Origin of the sequence: Marinobacter sp. UBA5687, from assembly GCF_002420325.1 — a bacterium.
GTDB lineage: Bacteria > Pseudomonadota > Gammaproteobacteria > Pseudomonadales > Oleiphilaceae > Marinobacter > Marinobacter nauticus.
In genome coordinates this window covers 1-8433 of record NZ_DIHV01000149.1, presented here as the reverse complement: position 1 = coordinate 8433, position 8433 = coordinate 1, and the positions used below count along the sequence as shown (strand labels likewise).

The 8433-nt window shown below is 57.5% G+C and carries 6 protein-coding genes and 2 pseudogenes; all 8 read right to left on the bottom strand.

All coding sequences use genetic code 11. The features are described from left to right. The coding region (locus B3Y70_RS16215; protein WP_288590105.1) for a heavy metal translocating P-type ATPase at positions 1-1258 on the bottom strand (1258 nt) is incomplete at its 3' end. Then, entirely contained in the window at positions 1258-1485 is a 228-nt protein-coding gene (locus tag B3Y70_RS16210; protein ID WP_008172241.1) for a hypothetical protein, read from the bottom strand. The genes B3Y70_RS16215 and B3Y70_RS16210, both read right to left, overlap by 1 nt. Before the next feature lie 27 nt (positions 1486-1512). Beyond that, positions 1513-2867: pseudogene (locus B3Y70_RS16205) on the bottom strand (APC family permease). A gap of 23 nt (positions 2868-2890) precedes the next feature. After that, positions 2891-3175, bottom strand: a pseudogene (locus B3Y70_RS17635) (hypothetical protein); the annotation flags it as partial. Positions 3176-3340: 165 nt separating this feature from the next. Beyond that, a complete protein-coding gene (locus tag B3Y70_RS16200; protein ID WP_008172526.1) occupies positions 3341-4444 on the bottom strand; it encodes an ABC transporter permease in 1104 nt (367 codons plus the stop codon). Further along, positions 4444-5538: an ABC transporter permease gene (locus B3Y70_RS16195; protein ID WP_286894525.1), complete on the bottom strand. Its 1095-nt coding sequence runs from the start codon at positions 5536-5538 to the stop codon at positions 4444-4446. The genes B3Y70_RS16200 and B3Y70_RS16195 overlap by 1 nt, the downstream gene beginning before the upstream one ends. After that, positions 5535-7265 (bottom strand): ATP-binding cassette domain-containing protein, encoded by a 1731-nt coding sequence (locus tag B3Y70_RS16190; RefSeq protein WP_136631410.1) that lies wholly within the window; start codon positions 7263-7265, stop codon positions 5535-5537. The genes B3Y70_RS16195 and B3Y70_RS16190 overlap by 4 nt, the downstream gene beginning before the upstream one ends. A 6-nt stretch (positions 7266-7271) precedes the next feature. Beyond that, on the bottom strand, positions 7272-8234 hold the full coding sequence (locus B3Y70_RS16185) for an HlyD family secretion protein (protein WP_008172531.1): 963 nt from the start codon (positions 8232-8234) through the stop codon (positions 7272-7274). Positions 8235-8433 lie beyond the last annotated feature (199 nt).

Genomic DNA, 8433 nt, shown 5'->3' with positions numbered 1-8433 from the left:
TCATGCGGTCAGCAAACTCCTGGATTGGCACCCTGGAGCCCTGAGCCTCGTCGATCAGTTTCACCACCTGGGCCAGAAAGGTATCACCACCAACACGGGTAGCCTTGACTCTCAGGCGACCTTCCTTGTTGATGGTGGCACCAATAACCGTGTCTCCCGTGCTTTTGTATACCGGGACAGACTCGCCAGTGGCAATGGATTCATCCAGATGACTCTCACCATCCACCACTTCACCATCAGTGGGCACCTTGTCACCGGGCCGGACAATCATGATGTCGCCTGGAGCCAAATCCTTCACGGGAATTTCGACCTCTTCCCCTTCCCGTTCCACGCGGGCGGTCTTAGCGCCGAGGGTGAGCAATTTCCGGATGGCCTCCGAGGCCTTGCCCTTGGCTTTTGCTTCCAGGTACCGACCAAGCATATGGAAGGTCATGATGGTAACGGCCATTTCGATGAAAGAGGTCATCGGATAGACAAAGCCCACCAGACCAATCAGGTAGGGGGGAAGGCTGCCCATGGAAATGAGCACATCCATGTTGAAGGTGCCATTCTTCAGTGAACGCCAGGAAGCCTTGTGGGTAGCGGCACCGCCATAAAAAAACACTACCGGGAAGCCGAGCACTGCAATAATAGCCAGATACCCCGGAATGGGCTGCCAGAACATATGAAACATCATCAACACCATGATCAGTGTTGTCGGTACCGCAGCGATCCAGAACCTGCGTAATGCAAGCTTCAGATAGGCCTCTTCAACGGCCGAGTCCTCCTCCTGACTGGCATCTCCCTCAAGAGCGACAGCAGCAACATCATATCCGGCGCCCTCTATCAGCTCTTTCAGCTCATTTTCTGTCGGCCCATCCGAGCCGACTACCACGCTCACTGTGTGATTGGCTATGTTGGTTGACGTCGTCTGCACGCCGTCGTGTCGCGCAAGCGTACTCTTGATAATACCCGCACAATGGTCGGACCCCATTCCGGGTACCGTGACCCTGAAAGTCCTGCCACCCACTTCCCTCACGGAGGCCACATCGTAACCGGCACCCTCCACAGCGTGTTTTAAGGCTTCCCCGTCAGGCCCCGACGCAAGGGAGCGAACACTCACCTTATGTTTGGCAATGTTAGTCTCTATCTGGTCGATTCCGTCCAAGCGGCCAATCGTTTTGTTGATAATGCCGGCGCAGTGGTCTGACCCCATTCCCGGCACAATCAGCTCAAGGTCCCTTTGCCTTTGCGGTGCCTGTGTTTTCGTACTGTTCATCAAGATCTCCCGTCATTGTTTCTGTTGCTTGGCCAGTCACTGAACGCTATGAAATAAAGTAATACGAGATTGACGATGGGAATCAGTATCAGGAAGCCCATCCAGCCCGGATACCCGGTACGCTGGCAAATACGCCAGGCCGGAATCACAACTACAATGGCAATCACCAGCATCCACAGCCAGTGCCCTGCCCACATGGTGTTGCCAAACATATTATCTTCCATCATAGCACTGCCCTCCACGTCGAATGCCGGTTAATGGTGATCATGAGCATGAGATTCCTCATCTCCCGATTGCCGGGAATTCTCGGACTTTTTCAAAAAAATCTGCTCTGCCACTGCAATAACGATCATGGTGGCCACCGCAACACCGATGACAAACGGGTCCGTATTCAGCTTGACCCACACAAAGCCCCCAAGAACGAGCAAATCCAGCAAAATGGCCATGACTGGCACCCAGGCGCTGGCCTTCACGTCTTCGCGTAGATAACGAAGAACACCCCAGTGAATCGCAACATCCATTACCAGGTAGAACACGATACCCAGCGCAGCAATCCGGGAGAGGTCAAAAAAGGCCGTCAGGACCAGCCCCAGGACCACTGTATAAACCAGGGTGTGCTTCTGAATACTGCCTGGCATGCCGAAATGCCGGTGGGGGACCAGTTTCATTTCCGTCAGCATCGCCAGCATCCGGGACACCGCAAAATGCTGGCCAGAATGCCTCCGGCAGTAGCCATCATGGCAATGGCAACGGTGAACCACACGGCGTACTCCCCCAGTGCCGGGCGGGCGGCGGCGGCAAGGGAGTAGTCCTGTGTCTCGATAATCTCGGCCAGGGACAAGTTGCTGGCAACAGCAAAACCAACCAACGTATAGATCACCACGCAGGCTGCAATGGAAATAATGATCGCCCGTCCTACGTTCCGCTTGGGGTCTATTACTTCGGAGCCGCTGTTGGTAATGGTGGTGAAGCCCTTGAAAGCTAGAATTCCGAGCGCGGTTGCTCCAAGGAAGTTGCCCACAGTTCCGGCCTCTCCGGGATTCGAGAAGTCAACCGATATGGAGTCGGCGACCCATACCCCCACCAACCCGAAAATCAGTATGCCGCCGATTTTCAGGACGCCGATAAAGGAAGCCACACCCTGAATCATCCGGTTACCCAGCAGATTTATGAGAAACGCTGCCAGGATCAGTGACACCCCGAGAATGGGCACCATTCGCCCGCTTTCGTCGCCACCGAAGAGCTGCATGGTGTAGGAGCCGAACGTGCGGGCCAGAAAACTCTGGGCGATCACCATGGAAAAGTACATCAGCAAGGCGTTAAATGCGGTCGGCAGCCGGTTTCCGTAGGCCTTGTGTAAGTACATGCCGATACCGCCCGCAGACGGGTACGCATCGGAAATTTTGATGTAGGAATAAGCACTGAAGCTGACGATCACGGCGGCCGCCAGAAACGCCAGGGGGAACAGAACGCCCGTCATCTGTGCCATCTGTCCGGTCAACGCAAAAATACCAGCGCCTATCATGACGCCGGTACCCAGCATGACGGTTCCTGGCAGGGTGAGACTGCCTTCCTGATAGCGAGTGGTTCTGTCTTGCTCCCTGCTCATTCAACCTCCGGTTATTGTCGTTTCTATTTACGCTTCATAGGTGGGATTTTGGAACAGCAAAACGGATCATGTTTTGCGTTTGCCCGAACATTGTCGTCTGTAAACCGACACCACGCCAGTTTCCGCTGGGTCCACCACCCGGCCTGCAACCCGCCTCCGTGGGTTTTGATCAGTTCCATTAACTCGTCAAGAGACCAATGGGTTCCATCGTAGACGACATGCAGCTGGTTGTTCGGTTTGCGCTCGGCAAAATCAACACAGGGATGATGGTTGAGTTCATGGATGAAATCGCCCCACTGACTCTCGCCAAATCACTCACCATTTTGGCACGTAGATGCCGGTGAGGTGAGGAGGAGTCCATCCCATTGATTCAGGTTACTGATGAAAATGAATAATCACGGTAATCCTGATGCCTATGCGCCGTATCCTCTTGGCCGTGTAGCGACAAACGTCAGGCACTCACCCAACCGATCTCATTGTACCCGGCGTCGAAAGACCCAAAGGGAGAAAATAAACAGCGTGACACCGATTACCAGCAAGGCGAGAGCCTCATCCCAGAGAACCGCCAGGCCGGCGCCTTTGAGGAAAATACCGACGATGATATCCATGTAATAACGCAGTGGACTCAGCAGGGAGAGGCTTTGCAGGAAAGGCGGCATGGCTTCTACCGGCGTCAAACTGCCCGACAGGAACATCAGCGGGAAAAGTCCGAAAAAGGAGAGCAGCAACGCCTGCTGAAGGGTCCGGCTGTAGGCGGCAATCAGTACGCCCAGCGCAATCGCACTGAGCAAAAAGATGGCGGTCAGCACCAGAAATAAAAGCAGACTGCCCTGAAGGGGCACATCAAAGACTCTGACAATCACCAAACTCGGAAAGATGGACAGTACGCCCATGATCAGCGTGGGTGTGACCTTGGCCAGGAACAGTTCCAGGGTGGAAATGGGCGTCACCAGCAGCTGCTCGATAGTGCCTCGCTCCTTTTCCCGGACAATAGAGGCGGCCGGGTGAATAACGCCCACCATCATACCGGCCAGAGCAATCATCGATAACACGATAAAACCCGATGTTGTCAGATCGGGGTTATACCAGATACGGATCAGGGGTACCGCGACCCCCTTCTTCCCGGCAGCAGGGAGCGCTTCGCGCTCCTGGCGCTGGACGATCTGCAGAGCATCATTGACGGCATTGGCGGCAATGTTGGAATTGGTGCCGTCCTGGAGCAACTGGAGCTGAGCACTCTTGCCAGCGAGAAGAGCACCTTCGAACCCGGCGGGAACGACCAACACCATGGTGGCATCGCCTTTCTCCAGGAGGTCAGTGGCGGTTGCCACACGGGTTTCCTGAAATTTCAGGTCGAAGGTTTCGCTCACCGCAAATTTCTGGATCAACGAGCGACTCAAGGCGCTGCGATCCTCGTCCACCACCGCCAGGGGCAGGTGGCTTACATCAAAACTGAGCGCAACGGCACAAATGACGACTTCAATGGTGTAAAGCCAAAGTATCAGGGTCAGTATCAACCGGTCACGAAAGAACTGCACGAGCTCCTTGCGCAACAAACCAAATAAGGCAATTCCCATCAGGCCACCTTCTGCTTCATTCGCCAGGCCGCGAAGACAAATACCAGGACCGTATAGACGATCAACATCATCAGATTTGGCAGAACGGCTTCAAGGCCGGCTGATTTCAGTACGATGCCCCGGGAGATTTCCATAAAATAACCGGCAGGGAAAAGCCAGCTATACAGTTGCAGGGCAAGAGGCATGGTGAACAGAGGGAACAGAAAACCGGAAAACAAAAACGACGGCATCAAGGTGACAATCAGCGTTATCAACATGGCCGCCAACTGGGTACGGACCAGGGATGAGACCAACAGGCCGATACCCACCGTGGTCAGCACATAAACGAAAGCGGACGTCAGCAGCAGTATCGGGCTGCCGGCAATGGGGACCTGAAACCAGGCAAACCCCACCACCATGACCATAAGAATCTCCAGGAAAGCCACCAGACCGTAGGGCACCAGCTTGCCGACAACAAACTCGGTTGAGGTGACCGGCGATGCATAGATCTGCTCAATCGTACCGGTCTCTTTCTCACGCACGATCGCCAAGGCGGTCAGCAGGGGTGGGAACGCCATCAGGATCACGGCAAATAACCCGGGGACGACGAAATTGACGCTGCGCAGGGAGGGATTGAACCAGACCCTGGCCTGGACCCGGACGGCGCTCTGACGCGGGGCGGGGAAATTTGCGATTACCGCCTCGGCATAGGCCGATGCCAATCGACCCAGAACAGGATAGCCGCCGTCCACGATCACCTGGACAGGCGCCTCGTCGCCTCTGAGCAGTTGCCGGGCCAAGCCGGCTGGAATCACCACGCCCATGCTGATGGTCGAGCTTTGCAGTGCCGACTCCAGATCGCGGAGATCGGTCGTTTTCTGCTCTAATTGAAAATACCGCGAGCTGTCGAAACGGGCTGACAGGTCGCGGCTTGCCGGCGTGTTGTCCAGATCGTAAATGCCCACGGCAACCTGTTCCACATCCAGATTGACCGCATAGCCGAACAGAAAAAGCATGATCAGCGGCATGATCACGGCCAACGCAATGGTAACCGGGTCGCGAATCAGCTCGCGACTTTCCTTGACGATGAGGGCTCCAAGCCGATGAGCCTTCATGGTCCCAACGCCCGGGAATTGGCCGTTCCCGCCTGTTCTATGGCCGCCGTGAAGAGCATCTCCACCGTGGCGTCGGCTTCGAGGCCGAGCGAATGATTCAGCGATGATCGGCTACCGTGTGCAAGCAGCCGCCCGTCCAGCATTAACGCCAAACGATCACAATAGGCCGCTTCCTCCAGGTAGTGGGTAGTGACCAGCACGGTCATACCGCTGGCGGCCAGCTCACGGATAACCCGCCAGAAACGGTACCGGGCGACGGGATCGACACCCGAGGTGGGCTCATCAAGGAACAAGACCCGGGGCCGGTGAAGCAGGCTGCAGGCCAGCGCCAGACGCTGGCGCAAGGCACTTGAAAGATCACCGGTGAGCTTGTCGGGAATATCTGTCAGCCCCGTTACTTCCCTGGCCCAGTCGATCGCAGCCCGCGCCGCGCCTCCGGCCAGGCCGTAGGCATTGGCAAAGAAGCGGAGATTCTCCCAGGGGGTCAGTTCCAGATAGAGTGAAAACCGTTGTGACATATAACCAATTTGCCGGCGCAATGCGGTGCTACCCCCGCCGGAGCTCACCCCGGCCACCCGGGCGTTGCCCTCATCGATGGCCACCAGCCCGCACAAGGCCCTGATCAGGGTTGTCTTGCCCGCCCCGTTGGGCCCCAGCAACGCAAGCAGTTCGCCAGATGGCGCCTCGAAACTCACCCGGTCAACGGCCTTGAAATGTCCGAAGCGGACGCTCAGGCCGGTGGCCACCAGCCCTTCCTCTTTTCCCCTGTCTTGCCGGGCCAATTCCGGAAACTGCTGCTCGCCGGCCCTCCTGTCCGTCCGCAGCACAAACAGATCCTCGAGCCGGGGCTCGGCCGCCGCCAGGTGGGTTCCCTCGGGCAATAACTCGGCGAGCTGGTTTTCAGCGATGTCCGCGTTCATCACCAGTCGCAGGTGATCCGGCAACCACTGCACTGAATGGACGCTGTCAATTTGAGCCAGGATGCCGGACAACTCCCGCAAGCCTCGTCCGGTATCTCCAGCATTTACAGTGAACACCCTTCCGGCGGCGGGCCTCAGCAGCTCTTCCAGCGACCCATCCGCAAGAACGCGGCCCTGTTCCAGCAGCAGTATCCTGTCGCAGCGCTCCGCCTCGTCCATGTAGGAGGTAGCCACAACCATGGTCAGGCCCTGCGACCGGAAGCGGTCGAGCATGGTCCAGAGATGGCGCCGGGACAGGGGGTCGACGCCGAGCCCCGGTTCGTCAAGGATCAGCAGCTCCGGTTCATGGACCAGATTGGTACATAGCGACAACTTTTTCTGCATGCCACCGGACAGTTTGGCGGCGGGCCTGTCAGTAAAGCGGCCAAGCCCCGACATGGATAGCAACCTTTCTGAACGCTCCCGATAGAGTTCGTCGGGCACATCCCGGATGCGAGCGGCAAAGCTCAGGTTTTCCTTGACGCTGAGTCGATCGTAAAGCGTAAATCCCTGGGACATATAGCCAATCCGGGCAGCAACCTGCTTGGCCTCACGACGGGTATCGAAGCCCAGGACCCGGCATTCCCCCACAGTGGGGTCCAGGATGCCAGCCAACATCTGTAACAGCGTCGTCTTGCCAGCGCCATCAGCACCGACAATGCCCACTCGTTGGCCGCGATCAACGGAAACATCCAGTGGCTCGATGACAACATTGTCTCCGAATTGGCGGCCAAGGCCTTTGGCGACGATGGGTTCCGGGGAAGACATGACGGCTCAGCGCGCCGGAACCGAGAGGGTCGCTGGCCACTCGGCGTCCGGATCCCAGCGAATCCAGGCATCTGCCGGCATACCCGGTTTCAGAGCATCGGCCGGATTATCCAGCACCAGGGTAACGCCATAGACCATCCGAACTCTCTCGTCGGGCATGTGGACATCGCGGGGGGTGAACTGGGCGAAATCGTCAATCCTGCCGACTTTGGCGGAAAAGTCCCCGGGCAAACCGTCCACGCGGATTCTGGCGGGATCCCCCAAGCTGATCCGGTTGAGGATATCACCGGGGACATAGACCTTGAGTTCGAGCTGCTGCAGATTCACCATCGTGGCCAGCGGCTGGCCGGTATCGACAACCTCTCCCGTCTCCACCGCCCGGATCAGGATGGTTCCGGAGAGCGGCGCGGCAACCTCCGCTTTGTCCAGTTGCGATTCAGCCAGTGCCACCTGCGCCGCCCTTGCAGCCACCTGTTCTTCGGCGGCATCCTTCTGCCGCTGGAGAGACTCAAGTCGGCCCCGGGCCTCACTGACGGCATTTTCCGCCTGATCCAGATCACTCGAGCTGGCCAGATTGCGGGACCGCAAGTCCCGGATCCGCTGCCGTTGTTTCTCGGCATTCTTGAGATGATGACGCCAGGTGGTGATTTGGCTGTCGAAGCCGTCACGGACTTCCCGCGCCGAGGCCAGCTCGGCCTGTGCCGAGCGCAGGCGGTCTCTGGCATCGGCGGGGTCGATCACGGCTACCGTGTCGCCAGCCGAAACCTTGCTGCCTTCCGCGAGATGGTGCTCGATGACCCGACCGGCCACTTCGGCCGCGATCCGCACTTCCCGCCCCTCGATATGGCCATTGCCATAGACGATTCCCTGCGGCAAGGGCTCTTCCCCAAACAGAACAAAAACCCCATAAGAACCGCCGGCGAGCACCAACACCGCTATCAGAGACCAGAGCCAGGATTGGGATTTCACCAAACACTCCTTATGACATTACTGTTCAGGTTGGAGCCGGGATCAGGGCCACTGCCTCTCACTCCAGCCAATGAGATCGCCCACTCTAGCACTCGGCAGCCGCCGCGACCAAGGTCGTTGCCGGATCTTAAGCGGCTCATTCAGGTCGCCCTCGAAGATGGCCGTCAGGGCATCGTCAAAGACGCAAAATGGATTGGTA

Excerpts from the sequence above, each read along its gene's own strand:
- B3Y70_RS16210 (WP_008172241.1), bottom strand. The coding sequence starts at position 1,485 with ATGATGGAAGATAATATGTTTGGCAACACCATGTGGGCAGGGCACTGG.
- B3Y70_RS16200 (WP_008172526.1), bottom strand. The coding sequence starts at position 4,444 with ATGGGAATTGCCTTATTTGGTTTGTTGCGCAAGGAGCTCGTGCAGTTC.
- B3Y70_RS16195 (WP_286894525.1), bottom strand. The coding sequence starts at position 5,538 with ATGAAGGCTCATCGGCTTGGAGCCCTCATCGTCAAGGAAAGTCGCGAG.
- B3Y70_RS16190 (WP_136631410.1), bottom strand. The coding sequence starts at position 7,265 with ATGTCTTCCCCGGAACCCATCGTCGCCAAAGGCCTTGGCCGCCAATTC.